Annotated in this window: 18 protein-coding genes; 6 read left to right on the forward strand and 12 right to left on the reverse strand. The window is 54.0% G+C overall.

Annotated elements, in window-relative coordinates; all coding sequences use genetic code 11:
• Nucleotides 1-268: 268 nt before the first annotated feature.
• Nucleotides 269-958, reverse strand: a complete 690-nt coding sequence (locus tag WFO64_RS09025; protein ID WP_337010886.1) for a type 1 glutamine amidotransferase domain-containing protein — start codon at nucleotides 956-958, stop codon at nucleotides 269-271.
• Between the two features lie 157 nt (nucleotides 959-1,115).
• Here WFO64_RS09025 and WFO64_RS09030 point away from each other — a divergent pair, with 157 nt between their 5' ends.
• Together WFO64_RS09030 and WFO64_RS09035 are read left to right on the forward strand one after the other, a co-directional pair.
• Nucleotides 1,116-1,625, forward strand: coding sequence for a LysR family transcriptional regulator (locus tag WFO64_RS09030; RefSeq protein WP_337010889.1), 510 nt, complete (start codon nucleotides 1,116-1,118; stop codon nucleotides 1,623-1,625).
• Nucleotides 1,626-2,036: a LysR substrate-binding domain-containing protein gene (locus tag WFO64_RS09035; RefSeq protein ID WP_337010891.1), complete on the forward strand. Its 411-nt coding sequence runs from the start codon at nucleotides 1,626-1,628 to the stop codon at nucleotides 2,034-2,036.
• A gap of 376 nt (nucleotides 2,037-2,412) precedes the next feature.
• Here WFO64_RS09035 and WFO64_RS09045 read toward each other — a convergent pair whose 3' ends face one another.
• The 4 genes from WFO64_RS09045 to pdxR form a co-directional block, all read right to left on the reverse strand.
• Complete coding sequence (locus WFO64_RS09045; RefSeq protein ID WP_337010893.1) at nucleotides 2,413-3,615, reverse strand: MFS transporter; 1,203 nt, start codon at nucleotides 3,613-3,615, stop codon at nucleotides 2,413-2,415.
• 167 nt (nucleotides 3,616-3,782) lie between these two features.
• Nucleotides 3,783-4,523 carry a nitroreductase family protein gene (locus tag WFO64_RS09050; RefSeq protein WP_337010895.1) on the reverse strand — a complete coding sequence of 247 codons (741 nt, stop codon included), beginning with the start codon at nucleotides 4,521-4,523 and terminating at the stop codon, nucleotides 3,783-3,785.
• An 82-nt stretch (nucleotides 4,524-4,605) separates the two neighbouring features.
• Nucleotides 4,606-5,982, reverse strand: a complete 1,377-nt coding sequence (locus tag WFO64_RS09055; RefSeq protein ID WP_337010897.1) for a glycoside hydrolase family 10 protein — start codon at nucleotides 5,980-5,982, stop codon at nucleotides 4,606-4,608.
• Between the two features lie 95 nt (nucleotides 5,983-6,077).
• Nucleotides 6,078-7,568: a MocR-like pyridoxine biosynthesis transcription factor PdxR gene (gene pdxR, locus WFO64_RS09060; protein WP_337010899.1), complete on the reverse strand. Its 1,491-nt coding sequence runs from the start codon at nucleotides 7,566-7,568 to the stop codon at nucleotides 6,078-6,080.
• A gap of 110 nt (nucleotides 7,569-7,678) precedes the next feature.
• On the opposite strand from pdxR, the gene gabT reads away from it, so the two are divergent.
• Both gabT and gabP read left to right on the forward strand, forming a co-directional pair.
• The gene (gene gabT / locus WFO64_RS09065) at nucleotides 7,679-8,965 is read left to right on the forward strand and encodes a 4-aminobutyrate--2-oxoglutarate transaminase (RefSeq protein ID WP_337010901.1); all 1,287 of its coding nucleotides are present in this window, start codon (nucleotides 7,679-7,681) and stop codon (nucleotides 8,963-8,965) included.
• A gap of 83 nt (nucleotides 8,966-9,048) precedes the next feature.
• Entirely contained in the window at nucleotides 9,049-10,458 is a 1,410-nt protein-coding gene (gene gabP, locus WFO64_RS09070) for a GABA permease (RefSeq protein WP_442956142.1), read from the forward strand.
• 344 nt (nucleotides 10,459-10,802) lie between these two features.
• Here gabP and WFO64_RS09075 read toward each other — a convergent pair whose 3' ends face one another.
• The 4 genes from WFO64_RS09075 to WFO64_RS09090 form a co-directional block, all read right to left on the reverse strand.
• Nucleotides 10,803-11,102 carry a type 1 fimbrial protein gene (locus WFO64_RS09075; protein ID WP_337010905.1) on the reverse strand — a complete coding sequence of 100 codons (300 nt, stop codon included), beginning with the start codon at nucleotides 11,100-11,102 and terminating at the stop codon, nucleotides 10,803-10,805.
• 483 nt (nucleotides 11,103-11,585) lie between these two features.
• Entirely contained in the window at nucleotides 11,586-12,005 is a 420-nt protein-coding gene (locus WFO64_RS09080; RefSeq protein ID WP_337010907.1) for a bleomycin resistance protein, read from the reverse strand.
• A 377-nt stretch (nucleotides 12,006-12,382) separates the two neighbouring features.
• Nucleotides 12,383-13,054, reverse strand: a complete 672-nt coding sequence (locus tag WFO64_RS09085) for a hypothetical protein (protein WP_337010909.1) — start codon at nucleotides 13,052-13,054, stop codon at nucleotides 12,383-12,385.
• A 290-nt stretch (nucleotides 13,055-13,344) separates the two neighbouring features.
• Nucleotides 13,345-14,256 carry a LysR family transcriptional regulator gene (locus WFO64_RS09090; protein ID WP_337010911.1) on the reverse strand — a complete coding sequence of 304 codons (912 nt, stop codon included), beginning with the start codon at nucleotides 14,254-14,256 and terminating at the stop codon, nucleotides 13,345-13,347.
• A 97-nt stretch (nucleotides 14,257-14,353) separates the two neighbouring features.
• Here WFO64_RS09090 and WFO64_RS09095 point away from each other — a divergent pair, with 97 nt between their 5' ends.
• Complete coding sequence (locus WFO64_RS09095) at nucleotides 14,354-15,412, forward strand: SDR family oxidoreductase (protein ID WP_337010913.1); 1,059 nt, start codon at nucleotides 14,354-14,356, stop codon at nucleotides 15,410-15,412.
• A 67-nt stretch (nucleotides 15,413-15,479) separates the two neighbouring features.
• Here the strand turns inward: WFO64_RS09095 and rluF are convergent, their stop codons facing one another.
• Both rluF and WFO64_RS09105 read right to left on the reverse strand, forming a co-directional pair.
• Nucleotides 15,480-16,358: a 23S rRNA pseudouridine(2604) synthase RluF gene (gene rluF / locus WFO64_RS09100; protein WP_337010915.1), complete on the reverse strand. Its 879-nt coding sequence runs from the start codon at nucleotides 16,356-16,358 to the stop codon at nucleotides 15,480-15,482.
• A 103-nt stretch (nucleotides 16,359-16,461) separates the two neighbouring features.
• Nucleotides 16,462-16,932 carry a GNAT family N-acetyltransferase gene (locus WFO64_RS09105; RefSeq protein ID WP_337010917.1) on the reverse strand — a complete coding sequence of 157 codons (471 nt, stop codon included), beginning with the start codon at nucleotides 16,930-16,932 and terminating at the stop codon, nucleotides 16,462-16,464.
• 309 nt (nucleotides 16,933-17,241) lie between these two features.
• On the opposite strand from WFO64_RS09105, the gene sfnG reads away from it, so the two are divergent.
• On the forward strand, nucleotides 17,242-18,330 hold the full coding sequence (gene sfnG, locus WFO64_RS09110; RefSeq protein ID WP_337010919.1) for a dimethylsulfone monooxygenase SfnG: 1,089 nt from the start codon (nucleotides 17,242-17,244) through the stop codon (nucleotides 18,328-18,330).
• 146 nt (nucleotides 18,331-18,476) lie between these two features.
• On the opposite strand, the gene WFO64_RS09115 is transcribed toward sfnG, so the two are convergent.
• Entirely contained in the window at nucleotides 18,477-20,450 is a 1,974-nt protein-coding gene (locus tag WFO64_RS09115) for an autotransporter outer membrane beta-barrel domain-containing protein (protein ID WP_337010920.1), read from the reverse strand.
• Between the last annotated feature and the right edge of the window lie 2 nt (nucleotides 20,451-20,452).

Consider the following 20,452-nt stretch of genomic DNA (forward strand, 5'->3'; position numbering starts at 1 on the left):
CAGGGCAACTGCACGCCGCTGATGAGTTCTACTTTACGGATATAAAAAACGATGTCAACACTGGTTTTAAAAACATGTTTTTATTTTCAGTGATATTTTTCAGCGCCATAATTTAGCCATCAAAACGTGCCATCTATTTATTATCAGCAAAGAAAAATAGAGGGCTAATCTATTTAAAACGAATAATTTAGCAGGTTACTACCACGCTGACATTCAGCAGTAGTAATTAAAAAGGCGTCCGCAGGCGCCCTTTACACGCATTATGCTATCAGACGCTTTTAGTCGCGAGATTTGACAGTAAAACCTTCGCGGTCTCAGCTGACGAACCTGGATTCTGCCCGGTAATCAGTAAACCGTCCTGAACAGTATAGGATTGCCAGTCATCACCCCGGGAGTAGAGACCCCCGTTCTGTTTCAGAACATCTTCCACCAGGAACGGAACCACGTCGGTCAGGCCAACACCCTCTTCTTCACTGTTAGTAAAACCTGTGACTTTCTTACCTTTCACCAGAGGTGTGCCATCAGCATTTTTCACATCACGCAGGACACCAGGAGCATGACAGACCAGCGCAACCGGTTTGCCCGCCTGCAGGGTTTCCTCAATCAGCGAAATGGAGTGTTTGTCGTTGGCCAGATCCCATAAAGGGCCATGACCACCAGGATAGAAAATGGCATCAAACGCTTCCTGATTAACAGTATCAAGCTGGATGGTCGACGCCAGTACTGCCTGAGCAGCAGAGTCGGCATGGAAACGGCGGGTCTCATCAGTCTGAGAATCGGCTTCATCGCTTTTTGGATCGAGTGGTGGCTGTCCACCCTTTGGAGAAGCCAGGGTAATCTGTGCGCCTGCATCAAGAAATGCATAGTAAGGCGCGGCAAGCTCTTCCAGCCAGAAACCGGTCTTCTTACCGGTGTTGCCCAACTCATCATGCGAGGTCAAAACCATTAAAATTTTCATTTTCGCTCCCTATTACAGTCAGTTTCAGGTGTAAGGATAGTCAGAACCAGCATCCAGACCGCCATATTCTGTGCTAACCCGTTAATCATGACGAGTTTAGATATATTAATGAAATTTATTTCTTTAATTCCAGATATTCACATAGCATTATATCTCTATGAAATACGATCTAAATCTATTACCGGTTTTGCTGGTCATGATGGAAGAGCGCAACGTTACCCGCGCAGCCGAACGGCTTGGCATAACCCAGCCAGCGCTTTCTAATGCCTTAAACCGGCTGCGTGAAACGCTCAACGATCCGCTATTTATCCGCGAACGTTACGGGATGCGTCCAACCCCGAAAGCGGAACAGCTGGCCCAGGTGGTCGGTGCTGCCCTGTCATCTATCGATAAGGTGATTCTCGGCCAGCAGGACTTTGACCCGCTTCACGCCACCCGACTTTTTACTCTTGCACCCAACAGCTACGTCGAATTCATCATGATACCTGCCATCGTGGCTCGCCTGCGGGCCTGCGCGCCCGGGATTAGGCTTCGTCTCACCCCTTTTGGCAATGACGTCACGGAAACCGGTGTGATTTCAGGTAATACCGATATGGTGCTGGGTCGTATTGTTGAGCCTTCCGATAATCTGGTCGTGCAGCACCTGATGGAGGAAGGTCTGGCCTGAGTGATACGCGCAGATCATCCGCTGGTGGGCGAAAACCTCAGCACAGAACATTATGAGCAGCTAAAGCACGTCAACGTCCTGCCGCCCGGCCGTATGCGCGCCGGTTTGTTTCAGGCGCTTGAGCAGCATGGCCTGCGCCGCCAGGTTGCAGTCTCCGTCACACACTTTCTGGCCGTGCCGGAACTGATTGCGGTCACCGACTACTGTGCTACCCTGCCGCGCCTGATCTGCCAGCATCTTTCAAGAGATCAGCGGCTCAGAATTGTTCCCGCGCCGGTTGACCTCGGCACCTTTCCGGTTGAGATGGGCTGGCATGTACGCTATCGCGACGATCCTGCCCATCGCTGGTTCAGGTCTCTGATTCTGGAGACGGCACAGACGCTTTCTGACTCTCAGACCGCCTCGTTATGATGTTAATCATCGAATAAACAATAGTTAACGTTCATATGATAACCATAGATATTATTATTCTTATTGGAGGCCAGCCGAGACGCCGTTCAATCAGAAATAGGCCCTGCAAAACGTAAAACACGCCTGATTGCCGCACTTGCCCCCCTTTCATGTTCTCCTTTGGCATTTGGCAGCTTTACCGAGAGCATCTCTGTCACTTCTTCAGGGATGGTGCAGAATCTAAAATCGCAGTGCAGGAACAGGGTGCGCAGTGGAAAATCAGGACAGTGAACATCAACAACCGTCTTCACATGACCGAAGAACTGTATAAATAACAGATGGTCGCAAACAGATTTGCCAAAAGAGGCTGCCCAATCGGCGGCTTTTTTTTACCCTTTCAGGCAAGACGGATGGCGGGAGAACGCCCGGTGCGCCACCATAAAATCAGTGCCGTCAGCGCTATCGCGCCGAGGACAGCGAACGCAGTACTGTAGGAATAACGTGCGGCAATCATGCCTGTCATGGCAGGACTTAGCGCCGCGCCTGCGCCCTGCATCAGCATAATGACGCTTTGGCCGGCGTTAATGTGGCCGGTGCCCCGCAGCAGGGAAACAATGTAGCCAGGCACCGCCACACCGAGAATTCCGGCTGCAATACCATCCAGAACCTGTACCGGAATGACAAAGATCTGCTCGGTAAAGCCTGCCGCGATGATCGCGCGCAACGGTAAAATCATCAGGGCAACCATGATAAACAGGCGATAGCCGTGTGTTTCAACCCGTTTAGACACCCATAACGCTACCGGGATCATCACCAGTTGGGATATCACCACCGTTGCCGCAGCGTACAGACCAGCACGGCTCCCCGCCTGGCCGCCCGCCGAGGCAACGCGCATGCTCAGCATCGGCAGCAGCGCGGCATTGGCAAGATGAAACAACAGCAGCGTCACCCCCGTAATCATCAGCGCTGGTTTACGCATCAGCATCGACAAGCGCAGCGTTGGCTGACGCGCTTCATGCTGTTCATAACCGCGCGCCACCTCGTTATCGATCTCATCACCGCGAATTACCAGCGTCGCAAAGGCAGCGAAAATCGCCATTACCATCATGAGAACAAAAACGGCACCCATGCCCCAATACCACGCTGAGAAACCGGCCAGCAACGCAGCAACCGTGTTACCACCATGATTAAAGGCTTCATTACGTCCCATCTGCTGGTTAAAGCCACGCTGCCCCGTTAGCCCCAGCGTGATCCCTGCCACCGTCGGGCCGATAAACGCCGCAGCAATTCCCGCCACAATTTGCGAGACCAGCGCCGTCCAGGTCTGATTGCTGTACCACAGCAGCAACGTGGCAACGGTAATCACCAGACAGCCCAGCAGTACAATCATTTTTTTATGGCGAGTCGCATCGGCGGCGATCCCTGCAGGCAGCGTGGCAAGTAATCCGGCGATTCCGCCACAGGTCATTACCAGACCGATTTCATCGGGTTTCCAGTGTCGCTCTGTCAGGAAGATACCCAGAAAAGGCCCCAGACCATCGCGGACATCGGCCAGAAAAAAGCTCATTAAACAGAGCGCGGAGAGAGAACGCTGAGACATGTTATTTCCCTGGAAGGTCATTATTAAAGGCCGTTGCGCTTCGGTTAAAAGGGAAATTATGTGTGACAACGTAGCAAGTTACATGTCGTTATAGTAACAAAATGAAAAAGACCACCTGTAACCCTGTACGGATGGCCTTTTGCGCTTTACTTTTTGAAAAAGGCGAATTATTTATCCGTGCCAAAGCCCTGCTTCAGCAGGGCTGCCAGCACATCCGGGAAGTAAATGTTTTTATAATAACCACTGACGCTTTCACTCCAGCTCTCACCGTCTTCACGACCGATGTTTTTCCAGTGCTGAATCATCTCTTCGTTGTAAGCCGCAATCTGCTGCTCCAGACCCTGCGTCTGATAAGCCTCATCATGGCGGAACGTTGCCAGAGGCAGACGCGGTTTCTGATGAGCCGGTTCGTCCACATGACCGATAACCACACCCGCAACCGGGAAGGTCAGCGGCGGTAGTTCCAGCAGTGAAATCATCGCCTGCGGATCGCGACGAATACCCCCAATCGGCACAATTCCCAGACCTTCCGCACGCGCGGCGGCCATTACCGACCCCAGCGCAATACCGATATCCGTAGAACCCGACACGATACTCTCAATGCTCTGATGGGCGACCTGCTGCTGATCAACTGCGGCCATTCCCACTGCTGATTTATGCATATCCAGCACAAAAGTGATAAACACCGGTGCTTTGGCGATCCACGGCTGACCGCCTGCAATGGCGGCGATCTGTGCGCGACGTCCGGCATCACGCGTAATAACGACAGAAACCTGCTGCGAGTTTACTGATGTTGGTGCGCGGTAAGCGGTACTGATAATACGATCCAGTACAGTTTCATCGACAGGTTCCTCTGTGAAACTGCGTTCACTTTTGTGACGTGTAAAAATATCAATCAGTTCGCTCATGGTTCCTCCCATTTAAAACGCAAGAATAGCAGTAAGTCACAGGGGAAAACTTAACCGCACTGGTCATGCTTTCCTGGCATTTTCAGCCTCCCCAGCGGCTTTTAAGATAGCTCACCGCCTGCTGAGTCTGCGGCTGATTCAGATAGTTCTCTCTGAACAGAATAGTACCACCAATATTGGGGTTGGATTCATTAAGGTCGAGTTGCTTTTTCAGTTCAGGCACGCCCCCCTCACGCGTCCAGTCAGGCTCAATTTTTGACGGTTCGCCCACTTTATAAAGAGCAAGACCGATATAGAGCCGGGTTCTGGTCGGTTTCACGACCTCAGCCCACCAGTTTGCCAGCACGTCGTAACGGGCAGCCTGACGGGAAAAAGGCCAGTAGAGCTGGGGGGCAATGTAATCCAGCAAGCCTTGCTGCACCCAGCGACGGGTGTCCGCAAAGGCTTCGTCGTACGCTGCCGCCCCCCGGGTATCGGAACCGGCAGGATCATGAGACAGATTGCGCCAGACGCCCGCCGGGCTGACACCAAACTCCACGTCCGGCTTGAGTTGCTTGATAGTGCGTGACACCTGCTCAATCAACTGCTGAGTATTATGACGCCGCCAATCCGCCTTGCTGGAAAAACCCCCACCATAGCGGCTGAAGGTCTGTTTATCGTTGAGCAGCGAACCGGCCGATTCGGCATAGAAATAGTCATCGAACTGCACACCGTCGATGGGATATCGCGCTACGACCTCGGCCACAATGCTGGTAATCCAGTCACGTGCTTCGGGGATACCCGGATCGATCACATAGCGATCGCCTGCGGTGCGGATCCAGTCGCGATGCAGCACAAAAACGCTGGCCGGATGCAGTGACAGCGTGCGATTCATTTCGTTGACGGTAGAAGGTTGGGTATTCACCGATACCCGGTAAGGGTTGAACCAGGCATGGACTTTAATACCGCGCTTGTGCGCCTCATCCAGCATAAACTGCAACGGATCATATCCCGGATCGTCGCCGATTTTGCCGGTCAACATATCTGACCAGGGTAGGATTTTTGAGGGCCAGAGCGCGGTGGCATCAGGCTTGACCTGGAAAAACACCGTGTTGATACCCAGGCTTTTCAGCTTATCCAGCTTATCGGTCAGCGATTGCTGCTGCAGGCGGATACGCTGCGATGAACTGGTGCCATTTACCGATGTCACGGGCGGCCAGTCCAGACGCGACACCGTGGCTAACCAGACGCCCCGCATCGGTTCATGAACATGATGCTGCGCTGGCTGACCTGCCGTCGGTAACGGCTGTCTGGTCACTGGCGGAAAAGGCGTCACCAGGGATTTCGGCGGCTCAGATGCGCAACTGACCAGCAATAACGCCGTAACCAGCGCGGCGCCTCGCTTAATAGCCGCTCTGGCCGGTGCATTAAAAGGATTAAAGACGATGATAAACTCCAGTATTGTCTGGTCAGGGCGCAAAGAGGTGTATTCTCGGTGACGCTGATTAAATGTCAATGCGTTAGCGCAGGGGCAGCAGTGAGACTACCGCCCTGCAACAGAAGCCCCATGAAGCGTTAGCGCTGCGGATTGAATACAATGCCGGCGGAAGCAAGACAGGCTTTGAGTGTGCCAAACGCATCCTGACACTGCCTCTCATTGACGCAGGCGTAACCCAGCAGCAATCCACGTTCCTCCTGAAGGCTCATATAATATTGTGAAAGCGGCCGCACTTTAACCCCGCGCTTAAGCGCCTCTGCAGCGATGGCCACGTCATCCGCGCCCGCTGGCAGCGGTATCACCAGATGCAGTCCCGCTTCATGATTGAATGCCGGTAAAAAGGCTGGCCCCAGATAGCGCTCAATCAGCCGGCAGAGAAACTGCCGCCGCTGACGGTAAAGCAGCCGCATCCGTCGGATATGCTCCATGTAATGGCCCAGCCGGATAAACTCCGCCAGCGCCCGCTGAATCAGCAGATGTCCTCCACGATAGAGCTCCGCCGCCGCGATGCGCAACGGCTGTGCCAACGGTTTTGGCACCACCATGTAGCCAATGCGCAGGGCGGGATAGAGCGTTTTGCTGAACGTTCCCATATAAATGACCGGTGCATCCGCCTCCAGCCCCTGCAGTGAGGGATGCGGCTGCCCGGAAAAACGAAACTCGCTGTCGTAGTCATCCTCGACAATCCAGCTCTGATGACGGCGAGCCAGGGAAAGCAATGCCTGACGACGAGCCAGACTCAGATGCACACCCAGCGGATACTGGTGCGACGGCGTTACAAACACCATCTTTGGTGGTGGGCCGCTGTCTGGCACCAGGCCCTGTTCATCCACCGGCATGGCCCGAATCTTCAGGCCATTCATGCGCAGCAGATTGCGCGTTCCCCAGTAGCCTGGCTCCTCCATCCAGACCCGATCGCCGGGATCACATAACACCCGCGTCACCAGATCAACCGCCTGATGAACCCCTTCGGTAATCAGGATCTGGTCGGCATCGGCCTGCACTGAGCGTGCCACCCGCAGATAATCCACCAGCGCATGACGCAGGTCGGGACAGCCACCGCCACTGCTATAGACCAGGCGGTGTACGTCAGGCTCACGGTTCAGCCGCGCCTGAATCTGACTAAACAGTTTGTGGGGGAATTCGGTCACATCGGGCGCACCCGGTACAAACGCGCCCCATTGCCAGGGTGAGGCTGTAGCATGCCCCAGCAGCGTGGCGCCTCGCTTTGACAGCGTCGCCGGCCGCTGTGCCCTCACAGCCTCAAGGTCAGCAATCGCATCACTTTGCAGACAGTTTTCCGGCAACGTTTCGGCAATCCAGGTGCCGCTGCCGGTGCGCGCAGTGACATACCCCTGCGCCATCAGGCTTTCATAAACGTGCATAACCGTGTTTCGCGACACGCCCAATTCGCGCGCCAGATCGCGGGTGGGCGGTAAACGGCTCCCGCGCGGAAACACCTCTTCAGTGATCGCGGCCTGCATACAGTTCAGCAGCCGCTGATGTAATGAGCCCGTTCTTAAAAACTGTAACCGCGCTAATAGATGATCTGCGTACAACAGTCGCAATTGGCTCCACCTTTCCTCTGACAATTGGCTCTGGCAACTCACCTCGCCTCAGGCATAAATAAACGTGTTTGTCGGGAATTGTAAATACGCAACTCAACGAGGTGGATTAAATGAGCGAAAAAAATAACCTGATGCAGCAGCGCAAAGCACAGGCTCTGCCCAAAGGCATCGGTACGCTGTGCGATTGGTACGTTGCCCGGGCAGAAAACGCCACCTTATGGGATCAGGCAGGTAACAGCTGGATCGACTTCGCGGGCGGTATCGCGGTGCTGAATACAGGCCACCGCCATCCACGCATCGAACAGGCGATTGCCGATCAGTTAACAAAGTTTACTCACACTGCCTTCCAGATTACCCCTTACGAAAGCTACATCGCACTGGCCGAGCGCATTAATCAGCGGGTGCCGATTGCCGGGACGGCGAAAACGGCCTTTTTCACCACGGGCGCGGAAGCGGTTGAAAATGCAGTAAAAGTGGCGCGTGCCTATACCCGCCGACATGGCATTATCACCTTTGGTAACGCGTTCCATGGCCGCACCTTTATGACCATGGCGATGACCGGCAAAGTGGCGCCCTACAAGCGGGATTTCGGCCCGATGCCGCCATCGGTTTTTCATGCACGCTATCCGAGCGCGGTTCAGGGAATCAGCATTGAGGCCGCACTCGCCAGCCTGGACGAGATTTTTACCCAGGATATTGCGCCCCATGATGTCGCCGCGATTGTGCTGGAGCCGGTGCAGGGCGAAGGTGGCTTCCATGCAGCACCCGCAGAGTTTATGGTGCAACTGCGTGAGCTGGCTGACCGTCACGGCATTCTGCTGATTGCGGATGAAGTTCAGAGCGGATTTGCCCGTACCGGCAAGCTGTTCGCCATGGAGCATTACCCGGTTAAGGCCGATATCATCACCATGGCGAAAAGCCTGGCAGGTGGGATGCCGCTCTCCGCTGTCGCTGGCCGTGCTGAGGTGATGGATGCCCCTGCACCAGGTGGCCTGGGCGGAACCTATGCCGGAAATCCACTGGCTATCGCCTCAGCCCATGCAGTGCTGGATGTGATTGAAGAGGAGCAGCTCTGCCAGCGCGCTGTTGAACTCGGTGCCCGCCTTGAAGCTGAACTGCAGGAGCAGCAACGCGAACACCCGGACATTGCCGAAGTCCGTGCGCTGGGTTCGATGGTGGCGATGGAGTTCTATCAGCCCAGCACTGCGCAGGCGGTTCAGAAGATGGCAATGGAACAGGGCTTGCTGCTGCTGACCTGCGGGGCCAGGGGCAACGTTATCCGCTTCCTCTATCCGCTCACCATTCCGGATGCCCAGTTCAGTCAGGCGCTGACCATTCTTTCCACAGTGATCAATCACTGTGTCGCCCCCGCCGGACATCCCGTCGTCCCGGCCTGATTTCGCTGGCACGTTAACGCAAGCCTATTCCCTGTTCGTCCGGCCACGCAGGCCGGGCGTCGTCTGGAGACGTTTACATGACGATGACTCAGAATACGAATGAAGATTCGCTGGCTCAAAACCTGAAACCGCGCCACGTGCGTATGCTCTCAATTGCTGGTGTGATTGGTGCAGGTCTGTTTGTCGGCTCTGGCCATGCTATCTCTGAAGCTGGTCCCGCAGTGCTGATCTCTTATGCAGCTGCCGGTGCGCTGGTGGTACTGATTATGCGGATGCTGGCCGAGATGGCCGTGGCTACACCCGATTCAGGCTCGTTCTCAACCTACGCGGAGAAAGCCCTGGGACGCTGGGCCGGATTCACCATCGGCTGGCTCTACTGGTGGTTTTGGGTGCTGGTGATTCCACTTGAAGCCAATGCAGCGGGAACGATTTTGCACGCCTGGTTCCCTGATGTCGCCATCTGGCAGTTCACTTTCGCCATCACGCTCCTTCTGACCATCACCAACCTGCTGAGCGTGAAAAATTATGGTGAATTTGAATTCTGGTTTGCACTGATAAAGGTTGTTGCCATCATCCTGTTCCTCTGTGTGGCGGGTGCGGCGGTGTGTGGTCTGCTGCCTGACAGCAATACCAGTGGCCTGTCTCATCTCTATGACACTCACGGATTTATGCCGAATGGCATCGGCGCGGTAGTGGCTGCCATTCTGACCACCATGTTCTCTTTTATGGGCACAGAGATTGTCACGATTGCCGCCGCAGAGTCGAAAAATCCTGGCAAGCAGATTACTCAGGCAACGAATTCAGTTATCTGGCGTATTGCTCTGTTCTATCTGCTATCGATTTTCTTTGTGGTGGCACTGGTGCCGTGGAACACACCAGGACTGGTTGAACAGGGTTCATGGCAGACCGTATTACAGGCGATGAACATTCCACACGCCCGGTTGATTGTCGATCTGGTGGTGCTGATGGCGGTGTGCAGTTGTCTTAACTCCGCGCTCTATACCTCATCGCGCATGCTCTATTCTCTGTCACGCCGCAAAGATGCCCCTGCTGCTGCTTCACGCACCAACCGCAGTGGCACGCCGTGGGTTGCAGTGCTGCTCTCTACTGCGGCTGCGTTTCTGGCGGTGATTGCGAATTATCTGGCACCCAGCGTGGTGTTTGAATTTTTACTGGCCACATCGGGGGCGATTGCACTGCTGGTCTATCTGGTGATCGCCTTATCGCATCTGGTGTTGCGTAAAAAGCGCGAAAAAGCGGGTGAAATCCTGAGTTACCGGATGTGGCTCTTCCCTGGACTGACGTGGGCCACTATTCTGTTTATCGTTACGGTGCTGATCATTATGTTGTTTGATAAAAAGCATCAGGCAGAATTACTGGCAACCGGCGGTTTAACACTGCTGATTATTACCACCAGCCTGGTTGTGCGTCGTAAAAAGGAAAAGCGTCAGCGAACAAAATATTTTACTCAGCGCTCTTCTGATCCATCCTGATTATCTAACTTTTTTATAAAAAAGAGCCATGCCCGCCTTTTACAGAAAAGGTGGGCATTTCTTTTTGTCCATTGGTGATCAGGTGATAAACACATTAACCCGTTATTGTGCAGGGGCTAATGTGAAGCACATTATCTGCTTATTGAGGTAAATGAGATTCTCCGATGCTGACGGCTAAACTTTAAAAAAGCGTGTTTCATTCAACATAAATAACTGACTAATTAGCCCCGCAAAACACGGGGTGATTCCTTTAGTATCAGCATAACCGTTGCTGCCAATGCATTACATCAAGCAATGCATTACATTAATGCTAAGGAATTAAGTCGTAAACTCAGAGGAAAGTGTTAAAGATAAGTAACGTAAAGTATCCCTTTGCTCTTTTCAGGATTCAGCCAGTGCATTTTTACTTCTACAGGTAAGCTGGATAGCGATTTAGCATTCCTCAGGTCAGCAGTAGTGACAACAGCTTTGCCACTGGCGGGATCATAACAGTCAATCACCACAGGGTTTTGTCCCACATCCATATTACATGAACCATTCGTAATGGCGCCACTGAAGGTGATAGCGCCTGAATTCGAATCCGCATTAACAGGCCCGGCCAGGGTCATCAACAGTGTGGTAAAGCAGATTAAAAATAATTTCATTGTGCGTCCTCTTGAGTATGTATCACCTGTTATCGGCTCACATACCCAAAGATTAAGTGCTGAGTGAAAGAATAAATGTAAATTTTCGAGCACCTGGCTCAATGAAATCCATCAGCAATTTGCTGTTAATAATGATCCCGATTCAGCTAAGTAATGTGAGTGTAGACCATAGCGGTAAAAAAACTTCACGCTTACATTCATTTTTTCTTAATGACTTTGCAGAAAATAATCAAGCCCTTTTTTTATTTAGGTTTTTCAATGATTACCACGCTATATATGGGTCATTTTGTTATCGGAATAGGTAATAATTAATGTTGCCACCGTAAACAGCCGGTTGTTTTTCGCGCCGCAACGGAAACAACGTCGGTGGAAGTAAAGATTTTCATTTATCATGACGGCGTATTCAAAATAAGAAAATTAGAGAATAGTGGCTTTATTCATGTTATCACCATGATTATTAACATTGTCGGAAATGCTTTCAGCTTATTCCAGATACTGACTGAAACGCAGCAAATAACCGTCCGGATCCTGTACCAGCAACTCCCGCTGACAGGCAGTCGTCTCGCCGGTGTTGTAAAGGTTATCGCGTAGCGTCCGATAGAGCGGAACGGCATGCTGCTGCAAACGCGTCAGTACCGCTTCAATGTCATCGACTTCAATCTGGAAATTAATGCCCCGCCCTAGCGGCCAGTCTAATTCGGCGGTGTTCCAGCCCTGCACATGGCACTGCTCAATCATTAATTGCGCCTCTCCATGGCAGAGGTAAGCAAAATCAGGCTGCTGGCGCTGAATTCTCACACTGAAACCCAGCACAACGGTGTAAAAATGCAGCGACGCGGCGAAGTCAGTGACAGTCAGTTCTGGCACCATAGGGTTCCAGTAGAGCTTTTGATTAGCATCCATAACGGCCTCCTTTTTTGTCAGTGACTCTCATCTTTCATTAACGGCTCAGGATCCTGCCTGGCACTTCATCCAGCATCAGTCGCAATGCGGCAGACTGATGGTCTTGTGACAGATAAAGTCCCAATCTGCCAAATGCGTTGCGACTCATAGTCGGGCAGTCACTTCACCTGCTTCCCGTGCGACGGGGCCTTCTGCTCAGTCACCATCGCTATCACGCCATCCGCAATCGTTGCGTCGCACAATAGTGAAGCGGTCAACACGGAAATTCCCTTTGACGGCAACCGCGATTGTTTCCCCACCAGTGAATGGTAAAGTGCGCAGCATTTCAGTGGGTAAATCATGCTGATGCTATTGAGCCGAGGGAACATGCCCGGACGCTATCTTTTAGCCAGATAGCGCCTGTCGTCACGTGCCTGTAAACGCGCCTCCGCTGGCGTGGGGAAAATATAGTGAAACAGATCACGGTAAAAACTCAGGTGCTTTAGTAATCCTTCCTGAATAGATTTACTGATATCTTTGATCAGAAATGCCTGGGTAGTATTGAAGTTAGCCACGCTGAAAAAGGTTTTATCATAGACATTAACCACGCCTTCCCATTTCATCACCTGCTCTTCAGGTAATAAACCTTCCGAAGCGACAAACTTCCCTTTATGGGATTTCACACCTTGCTTACTGACATAGGTGGTTAATGCGTCATAGCCGCGCTTGTTGCGCCAGCGGCAGAATTCATACGGTACATCGTAATGCGGCAGCACAAAGTCCGGGTTACGAAAATGTTCATCCCCAATTAACCCATCCAGTGTGACCGTGAAGTGAAGAAAGTCCTGCAGGAAGTCAAACTGGCGGGTTTTGGTCAGCGTGACATTAATAGTGTAGTGACCTGCCTGCACGTACCAGTAATTGGTAAAGCCCGTGACCAGAATACAGAATGCCTGCCAGTCACTGAGTCTTCGATCCCCTGCCAGCCCCCTGAAACGGCTGATCATCATCCGTGATTTGGGATGCTGATACGCTTTTAGCAGCGGATCGCTCATACCTTTCAGTAACATCAGGCACACTCCTTGATAGATTGCGCTTATCCTGCCACGCCCTTATCAGGGTGAAAAGTGTCGTTGTTCTGAATGTGAGCACATTAAAATCGGGGGGAGGCGTGGAACGTACGACATAATCGGGGCAGAGGGGTGTCAGGTTTAGCCTCGTCAGGCATGCGAGGGTGGCTGGAAGCCTCCGTGATGTCATGCGATGCCAGCCATACGGGCAGGCATGTCAGAGCTTCGCAAGGAATTTCAACATCTCGGGGTTCTGCTGCACCCTGCCGTTCAATAAGACAGCCTGGGCGTCAGGTCTGGCTCTGCTCAGCACCCCGCATCACCACCAGCACCTCATTTAACCGCGCCACCAGTTGACGCACTTTATCAGGAATGAAACGGGCATCGGGGAAAACAGCATACAGATAGCGGTCTGGAAGCCGCCAGGCCGGTAAAATCCGCATCAGCCTGCCAGATGCCAGCGCGTCTGCGCCAATCAGGGTCTGTAAACCGCCGATCCCGAGTCCCGCCGCCAGAGCCTGCATTAATGCATCACTGTTGTTAGTCCGAAACACACTTTCCACCGGCACAGACACCCTTACTGTCGCGGACACCAACTGCAGCGGCGCATCGGGCAACACGCCGCTAAAACGTATGTGGGGATGGTGCTGTAGGTCATCGGGTGTTTGCGGCATGCCGTTACGCGCTATCCAGTCCGGGGAAGCCACCAGCACGGTTTCAACCGTGGTCAGTGAACGGGCAGCCAGTGTGGCGGGCGGCGATTCGCTGAGACGGATAGCCACATCAACGCCTTCCGCAATGAGGTCCGAGAGGCGATCCTCCAGCGCAATATTCAGACGCAGGGCTGGGTGTACCTGCTGGAATGCAATCAGGTGCGGCATTAATCGCTGTCCTATGCCGCTGGGCAGCTGAATATGCAGTTTGCCATGAAGAGGCTGAGACCCGGGGCGCAATTGCTGCTCCAGATCCTCCATCGCGCTGAGCAGTTGCCTGACCTGTTGCAGATAATGCTGACCGTGCTCCGTTAACGCCATAGTTCGCGTGGTGCGATGCAGCAGCACCACGCCCAGCGCCTCTTCTAGCGCGGCAATCTGCTGGCTCACTGCCGACTGCTTCATCCCGTTTTGCCGTGCCGCCGCCGAAAAAGATCCCGCTTCCGCTACCCGAATAAAGGTCTTAATCGCATTCAGCTTATTCTGCATTTATTTATTTTCCTGATAAGTGATATCCGTTTAAGGGGATTTAATCAGAATTAAACGCAGGTGAGAATGCGGTTTCTCTTTAAATAAGGCTGTGAATATGAAAACGACGCAGGGTAACAAGGTAGCGCTGGTGGCCGGTGCCAGCGGAATTGTCGGTCAGCAACTGAGTCAGGCGCTGGTAACAAACCACTGGCAGGTCACCGCCCTGACTCACCGATCAGACTTTGCCGTGAGCGGAACAGACGTCATCGCGGTTGATCTGTGCGATAGGCAACAGAGCCAGCAGCGGCTCTCCTCGCTCAGCAACGTCACACATATCTTTTACAGCGCCTGGCTGAACGCCTCTGACTGGGGGGCGATGGTCGGGCCAAATCTGGCCATGCTGCAAAATCTGGTTCAGGCAATGGAGGACATTGCCCCCCTTGAGCATGTTAGCCTGATGCAGGGATACAAAGTGTATGGTGCCCATCTCGGACGGTTTAAAACCCCGGCGCGGGAGAGTGATCCCGGCGTGCCGGGTGCCGAGTTCAACGCCGCGCAGCTAAACTGGCTGACCGCACAGCAGCAGGATAAAGCCTGGCACTGGAGTGCGATACGGCCCGGCGTCGTTGGCAGTGAACGGCCTGGCAACAGCATGAATCTGGCGCTGAGTCTGGCGCTGTATGCTTCACTCTGTCGCGCGTCGCGGCTACCTCTTCGCTTCCCGGGTTCGCGGGAAACCTGGCACAGCATGGTCGATTTTACCGAGGCCACACTGCTGGCCGACGCCACGATCTGGGCCTCGTGCAACGCTGACGCGCGAAATCAGGCGTTTAATATTAATAATGGGGATCTCTGGCGCTGGAGTGAACTGTGGCCTGTGATTGCCGAGTGGTTTGAACTGGAGATTGCACCGCCAGTTTCGCTGTCCTTCCGACAGATATTTCGGGACTATCGTGCGTTATGGCGGGACATCGCCACTGAGAATGCATTAGTCCAGCCCGATATCCTGGCACTCAGTGATGGTGCCTTCGCTGATTTTGTATTTGGCTGGAACTACGACATGTTTGGCGACGGCAGCAAGATAAGGCGTGCGGGATTTCACGGTTATCGGGCAACAGATGAGATGTTTTGCGATCTGTTTGCACGCTTTCGGACGGCCCGGATCATTCCGTGATGCTCGGTTGATAGCGCAGAACATTAACGCAGAGAGCGAGGATTTCACTCTCTGCATCGGATAGGCATTAGCGCCCTTTTTTCTTACGTCCCGGCTGGACAAAGCGCTTACGTGAGGCACCGTTCGCATCGGCTTTTTCAGCCGGTCTGGCAGCACTCCTGGGCGGTTTCTTTGCGGCAGCGGCTTTCACCGGGGCTTTGGCTTTCTTCGCGGGTTTGTCTTCTGACGAGGAGTTCTCCAGCAGTTTAAACAGCTCAACAAGTTCGTCGTCGGTGAGATCGCGCCATTCCCCCAGCGGCAACCCCTTGAGATTGACGTTCATGATGCGGGTACGCTCAAGCTTCGTCACTTCAAAGCCAAAATGCTTACACATTCGGCGAATCTGGCGATTTAGCCCCTGAACCAGCGTAATACGGAAGACAAAGGGGGCTTCCTTTTTCACTTTGCACTTTTTGGTCACCGTGCCCAGCATCGGCACGCCTGCGCTCATCCCGGCAATAAATTCATCCGTGACCGGCTTGTCGACGGTAACGACATACTCTTTTTCGTGATTATTACCGGCCCGCAGGATCTTGTTAACCAGATCGCCGTGGTTGGTCAGAAAAATCAGGCCCTGAGAATCTTTATCGAGTCGGCCAATCGGGAAGACCCGCTTGCTGTGGTTGACGAAATCGCTGATGTTATCGCGCTCGCCCTCTTCCATGGTGGTGATGATACCCACCGGCTTATTCAGGGCGATCAGCACCAGATCATCTTCATCGCGCGGCTCAATACGCTGACCATTCACCTTCACCACATCGCCTGCAAATACCTGCGCGCCCACAGTGGCGCGTTTGCCGTTAATAAACACGTTGCCCTGCTCAATGTAACGATCGGCGTCACGGCGGGAGCAGATACCGCTCTCGCTGATGTATTTATTAAGACGCGTTGATGACTCAGTCAGCATGGTTCCTCCAAAAAACGCGGACTATACCTTACCGGCGGGGGCTTGCGAAGTCTTTGCGCGGGAAACTTTTACCGCATTTTGCCAGCCTGTCGGCAGCGGGCGTTCACAGGTCAATCGCCATCTCAATACAGCGCAACGCGCTGCCCGCCAGCTTTGACGGATAGAGGCTTTCTCTCAGTTGCTGGAAGTCATGCCGCCGATAAAAGCTCACGGCGTTGGGGGTTGACGCGAGCGTCAGACGGCGATAGCCGCGCTGCAGCGCCTCCGCTTTGATGGAGTCGATGATCAGACCCGCCAATCCCTGTCCGGTGAAGTCGGGCAGCGTAAAAATGGCTTCAACAGTGGCGGCGGCGAGATCCAGCGAACCGGTGGCAACCGGCACGCCGTCCGGACCATCAATCACGAAAAACGGATTCACGCGAATCATCGCAGGAAAGCTGGCGGGCATCCGATCCGGCGTCCAGGCGGCAATCACATCAGGCGGATAGACGTGCTGGCAGCCATGACGAATTGCCAGATTTCGGATGTTCCATAACGTGTGCGCCTCTTCGGGCGATGCCTGTCTGACAATCATGATGTTCTCCAGCTTTGAATCCGTCTGCCAGGTTATCACTGCTGCGCCGGTATATGCGAATGCTGCCTGGCTCGTGCGGCAGCGACCTTTCTACAATGACATGGGATCATGAAATGCTGCCGCATTGGCAACCCGGCTGTTTCCGTACTGCTGCGTTTGCAACAGTTTCTCAATGCAGCTTGTAAATTAACACAATATAAACAGTCGCTTACTCTCTGGCATGATTAATGCTCTACCTTAATGCTTTATACCTGAAAGTTTGGAAAATTTAATATTGCCATTAATTCAGATATATACCAGGAGCAAATTATGTCAGTTACTCAACCTTTGCAGTTCGCCTACTGGGTGCCAAATGTCTCGGGCGGACTGGTGATCAGTCAGATAGAGCAGCGTACCCGCTGGGATGCCGAATACAACCGTAAACTGGCGCAGATCGCCGAACAGGCGGGTTTTGATTATGCGCTGACGCAGATCCGTTTTACCGCCGGATATGGTGCGGATAATCAGCATGAATCGGTAACCTTTTCACAGGATTTACTCAGCCACACGTCGAAATTAAAAGTGATTGCTGCCCTGCTGCCCGGCCCGTGGAATCCGGTATTAGCGGCAAAGCAGATTGCCACCATCAGCCATCTTTATGGGCCACGCATTGCCGTTAACATTGTCAGTGGCTGGTTCCGGGGCGAGTTCAAGGCGATTGGTGAACCCTGGCTCGATCACGAAGAGCGCTATCTGCGCTCAGAAGAGTTTATCCTCTGCCTGCAAGGCATCTGGCGCGAAGAGAGCTTTAGCTTTGCCGGTGACTTTTACCGCTTCCGTGACTACGCAATGAAACCCAAACCTCTGTCACCGCTGCCGGAAATTTTCCAGGGCGGCAGTTCACGAGCGGCGCGCGACATGGCCGCCCGGGTGTCAGACTGGTATTTCACCAACGGTAATACCCCGGATGGCGTCCGTCTGCAGGTTGCGGACATCCGTGAAAAAGCCGGACGCCATCAGCATCAGGTTCGAATCGGACTGAATGGTTTTGTCATTGCGCGGGAGAGCGAACAGCAGGCACAGGCGGTGTTGCAGGAGATCATCAGCAAAGCTAACCCGGATGCGGTGAAAGGCTTTCAGCATGAGGTCAAAAATGCCGGCAGTGCCTCACCCGAAGGAGAGGGAAACTGGGCGAAATCCTCGTTTGAGGATCTGGTGCAGTACAACGACGGCTTTAAAACCAATCTGATTGGCACACCGCAGCAAATTGCAGAACGGATTATCGAACTGAAGCAGGCCGGTGTGGATCTGCTGCTGCTGGCGTTTCTGCACTTTCATGAAGAGGTAGAATTCTTTGGCCGCGAAGTCATACCGCGGGTTCGCGAGCTTGAGGCGCAGTCGGCGCTGATCGAAGCGTGAAAACTGGATGTCAGGGGAAAAAACAGACGCCAGACTTCGCCATGAAAAGCGCAAACGCCTGGCCTTTCCGCAACCTCGCCCGCCGCCATCATCCTGATAGCGGGGGGGCGGCGTATCTCTGTTTATCACTTAGCAAACCAGCCAGGTCAAAAGCGGGCGTTAAGTCCAGCGTTCCAGGTGATCTGATGATAGTCGCTGTTGCCTGTCACCGCCGAAACGCCGGCAAACGCATTCACCGATGTGCCCAGCGGCACACTGGCACCTACAGCCATGTCTATCCAGTTATCATCGCGGGAACCGCTGCTGCGGGTAAAGGCGGTGCGGGTCGATGTCAGTCCGGCGGTCACCGCCGACTCGCTGTCACCAAACTGGTGGTTATAGCTGACCTGCGCCCAGGGATTGATCAGCAGGTCTTTGCTGTCAATGCGCCAGCCCAGTGCGCCGATTTGAGAATGCAGCGTCTGGTCACCAAAGCGCATTGAGGTGCTGCTGCTGCCCTCTTCTTTATAGCCATCGACCTGGGTGTAGTCGAGCGCATAACTGGCCACCGGCCCGGTGGAAACATAGCGACCGAGCGGCAAATCCCAGCCCGTCTGCAGCCGCATCCCCAGCACTTTACCGTCACTGCTGCTCTTTTCCGTGCGGGTCGCAGGCCCCAGTCTGACCTGACGCTCAATATCATCAAAGTTGAGATTGGCATAATGGGCATCAGCATTAATCCATCCCCGATCGAGATAACTGAGCTGACTCCAGAGCGCCACCAGATTGCCGCGTAAACGGTAATCGTAACGCGGTGAGGGATCCTGACGTTGCGAAGTGGCGGAGAGCATCGCCCCGGCTTGCCAGTGATCGGTCAGTTGATAGCCCACACCCACGGTGCCGGTGGCACTGATGGCATCGCCATCCAACAGGCTGTCGCCGCGGAAATCGCGCTGCTGGCCGGCATAACCGCCGAAAACGGTAAACTCTCCCGCGCTGGCGGGCTGCTGACGCTGCTGTTGCAGATGGCCATCCAGCGTACTGTGCGCATCGCCCACCAGTACCGACGGCGCCTGACTCAGCGCTGCTACCTGTAACGGTGCATTCAGCACCGACTGAATATAATCGGCAATCAGCGCATGAACTGTCGGGCTGGGATGGAGTCGATCGGCAAACAGATACTGTTGAGCTTGCGAAAATCCTGGCGTCGAGGCGGTACAGTCCATTGCCGAGACGCCTGGCGGGCAGGCCATTCCGGCCGTATTGCTCAGTCCATACAGGCCGGGATGATCAATCACCTCATTAAACAGGCCATTAATATCCACTCGCACGATGTTCCCGCGTGCTGCCACCAGCCCCTGCTCTTCAGCCTGATTGTAACGGTCAGTCAGTGCTGCTGCCTCCTGACTGAGTAGCTGCCAGGCGGCAATCAGCTGTTGCGCAAGGGCCGCCCGGATAAGCGGAATCGAAGAGATCTGTCCGGCCGCCTCGCCAAGAGCAGTTTCAATCGCCTGCTCTCTTGCGGCACGGTCAGGGGTGGTGGTGGTGCTCAACGACTGAAACAGCGCCGCCGTGGCAGGTTGTGCGGCTGGGCCCAGGGTCTGAAGAATCGCCTGCAGCAGGGCGGGCGTTGCCCCCACATTGGGCACAGTGGGCACAATCACCGTTCCGGCGCCAGCATTCAGCAACCGGCTGATCTGTGAGGCCGCCGCACTGGCGCTGTTATCCACTATCTGTGCGGCAGCAAGTGGCGAAAGGGCTGCCGCCGCTAAATCATTGCCACCAATCCAGTGGATATAGAGCCCTTCCGGATCAGCCCGTCCGCCACGTGCTGCAAGATAGCTATCAAGCTGATCCTGCGTGTTTAACAGGGGGTTGATCGCCGACACCGCGACTGCGCCGCCCTCGGCATAGTTGCTTCCGCCCTGGGATGAGGGCCTCAGGGTATCACCCAACGACTGCGCCACGATCTCGTCATAGAGCGGATGTGTCGCGCCATCATAGGTAAATCGTCCTACATTCCCGCCATCACTGAGGCTATCGCCAAAGACGGTGACATCGCTCCATGCCGCCGCAGGCAGCGGCGACAGCAGGCTCAGGGTCGCAAAGCAGAAAAGGTATTGCGCGTGAAGGGGTTTCATCA

Source organism: Pantoea sp. AS142 (assembly GCF_037152305.1).
Lineage (GTDB): Bacteria > Pseudomonadota > Gammaproteobacteria > Enterobacterales > Enterobacteriaceae > Pantoea.

Excerpts from the sequence above, each read along its gene's own strand:
- WFO64_RS09075 (WP_337010905.1), bottom strand. The coding sequence starts at position 11,102 with ATGAAATTATTTTTAATCTGCTTTACCACACTGTTGATGACCCTGGCC.
- WFO64_RS09105 (WP_337010917.1), bottom strand. The coding sequence starts at position 16,932 with ATGATTGTCAGACAGGCATCGCCCGAAGAGGCGCACACGTTATGGAAC.
- WFO64_RS09080 (WP_337010907.1), bottom strand. The coding sequence starts at position 12,005 with ATGGATGCTAATCAAAAGCTCTACTGGAACCCTATGGTGCCAGAACTG.
- WFO64_RS09025 (WP_337010886.1), bottom strand. The coding sequence starts at position 958 with ATGAAAATTTTAATGGTTTTGACCTCGCATGATGAGTTGGGCAACACC.
- WFO64_RS09115 (WP_337010920.1), bottom strand. The coding sequence starts at position 20,450 with ATGAAACCCCTTCACGCGCAATACCTTTTCTGCTTTGCGACCCTGAGC.
- WFO64_RS09030 (WP_337010889.1), top strand. The coding sequence starts at position 1,116 with ATGAAATACGATCTAAATCTATTACCGGTTTTGCTGGTCATGATGGAA.
- WFO64_RS09095 (WP_337010913.1), top strand. The coding sequence starts at position 14,354 with ATGAAAACGACGCAGGGTAACAAGGTAGCGCTGGTGGCCGGTGCCAGC.
- WFO64_RS09085 (WP_337010909.1), bottom strand. The coding sequence starts at position 13,054 with ATGTTACTGAAAGGTATGAGCGATCCGCTGCTAAAAGCGTATCAGCAT.
- WFO64_RS09050 (WP_337010895.1), bottom strand. The coding sequence starts at position 4,523 with ATGAGCGAACTGATTGATATTTTTACACGTCACAAAAGTGAACGCAGT.
- WFO64_RS09045 (WP_337010893.1), bottom strand. The coding sequence starts at position 3,615 with ATGTCTCAGCGTTCTCTCTCCGCGCTCTGTTTAATGAGCTTTTTTCTG.
- gabP (WP_442956142.1), top strand. The coding sequence starts at position 9,049 with ATGACTCAGAATACGAATGAAGATTCGCTGGCTCAAAACCTGAAACCG.
- rluF (WP_337010915.1), bottom strand. The coding sequence starts at position 16,358 with ATGCTGACTGAGTCATCAACGCGTCTTAATAAATACATCAGCGAGAGC.
- gabT (WP_337010901.1), top strand. The coding sequence starts at position 7,679 with ATGAGCGAAAAAAATAACCTGATGCAGCAGCGCAAAGCACAGGCTCTG.
- WFO64_RS09090 (WP_337010911.1), bottom strand. The coding sequence starts at position 14,256 with ATGCAGAATAAGCTGAATGCGATTAAGACCTTTATTCGGGTAGCGGAA.
- sfnG (WP_337010919.1), top strand. The coding sequence starts at position 17,242 with ATGTCAGTTACTCAACCTTTGCAGTTCGCCTACTGGGTGCCAAATGTC.